A 1,079-nucleotide genomic window follows, 5' to 3' on the forward strand; every position below is an offset into this window, starting at 1 on the left:
CGGGTGACGAGGCCGAGCGGCACCGCCTTGGGCTGCGAGGAGCCGGCGCGGAACACCAAGAGCGAGGTGAGCTGTTCGCCGCCGAGCGCATGCGCCGCCGAGGCCTCGTCGGCCATCTCATGGGCCGAGGAGCCGGAGGCGCCGAGCGCTTTCGCAATGCCGTTGGGGTCGATGATCATGATGACCGCGCCATCGCCCAGAATGGTGTTGCCGGAGAACATGTCGATGTGCCGCAGCTTGGTCGACATCGGCTTGACCACGATTTCTTCGGTGTGGAACACGCCGTCGACCACGATGCCGAAGGTCTGGCTGCCGACCTGCGTCACCACGATGAAGCCGTTCTCGGGGTCGCTTGACGAGCCGTCGTCGATCTTGAGCAGCTTCTTCAAGTGCATCAGCGGCAGCAGCTTGTTGCGCAGCCGCAAGACCGCGGTGTCCTTGATGCGCTCGATGCGGTGCTCGGAGTTGGCCCGCGCCCGCACCAGTTCGACCACCGAGAGCTGCGGGATCGCAAAGCGGTCGCCGGCGGCTTCCACGATCAGGGCCGAGACGATCGCCAGCGTCAGCGGGATCTTGATGGTGACGGACGAGCCCTCGCCGGCGATCGACTTGATGTCGATGGTGCCGCCGATCTGGTCGATATTGGTGCGCACCACGTCCATGCCGACGCCGCGGCCGGAGACCGAGGTGACGGTGGCGGCGGTGGAGAAGCCCGGGGCGAAGATGAACTTGTGGATCTGGGCCTCGGTCATCTTCTCCAGCTCGGCCTCGCTGACGAGGCCGTTCTGCAGCGCCTTGGCCTTGATCCGCTCGGTGTTGAGGCCGCGGCCATTGTCGGCGATGCAGATGATGATGTGGCCGCCCTCGTGATAGGCGGACAGGCGGATGGTGCCCTGCTCGCCCTTGCCGGCGGCGAGCCGCTCGGCCGGCGTCTCCAGGCCGTGGTCGGCGGAGTTGCGCACCATGTGGGTCAGGGGATCCTTGATCAGGTCGAGCACCTGGCGGTCGAGCTCGGTGTCGGCGCCGTGCATTTCCAATTCAATTTGCTTGCCGAGTTCGCCGGAGAGGTCGCGGACGAT

General features: G+C 66.2%; 1 protein-coding gene. It reads right to left on the reverse strand.

The genetic code is table 11. From position 1 onward, the window contains the following. Positions 1 to 1,079: chemotaxis protein CheA (locus GWE18_RS41885; RefSeq protein ID WP_275191300.1), on the reverse strand; the 1,079-nt coding region annotated here is incomplete at both ends.

Source organism: Bradyrhizobium sp. CSA112 (genome assembly GCF_029051645.1).
GTDB lineage: Bacteria > Pseudomonadota > Alphaproteobacteria > Rhizobiales > Xanthobacteraceae > Bradyrhizobium.